The organism is Vibrio sp. 10N.222.52.B7, from assembly GCF_041474275.1.
Lineage (GTDB): Bacteria > Pseudomonadota > Gammaproteobacteria > Enterobacterales > Vibrionaceae > Vibrio > Vibrio crassostreae_C.
In genome coordinates this window covers 1-321 of the sequence record NZ_JBFRTU010000631.1, presented here as the reverse complement: position 1 = coordinate 321, position 321 = coordinate 1, and the positions used below count along the sequence as shown (strand labels likewise).

The 321-nt window shown below is 46.7% G+C and carries 1 pseudogene; it reads right to left on the bottom strand.

The features are described from left to right. A pseudogene (locus tag AB4512_RS24550) lies at positions 1 to 321 on the bottom strand (amino-acid N-acetyltransferase); the annotation flags it as partial.

The following is a 321-nucleotide window of genomic DNA, read 5'->3' as shown; positions in this document are numbered from 1 at the left end:
CTCATCACATTGAGTTGAGTGCCTGCCATCGGGGTGTTGTTTAGGCTCATTGAAAGTCGAGCTGTGATAGCCAGTTGTAGTTGGCCAGCAGCCTGCATCGCGACACCTAAAGAATATTCGTCAGTAACTCTAATATTCTTATGGTAAGGCGTGTGGCAATCTTGCCTTGCTAATAGTTGGTTGATCTGTGGTCTTGCTCCGTGAACGAGAACAATCTTTACCCCAAGGCTGTGGAGTAAGGCTATATCGCTAATTATGTTGCCAAAGTTTCTATCGGCAACGGCTTCGCCACCAAGCATAATAACCATGGTTTTGCCACGG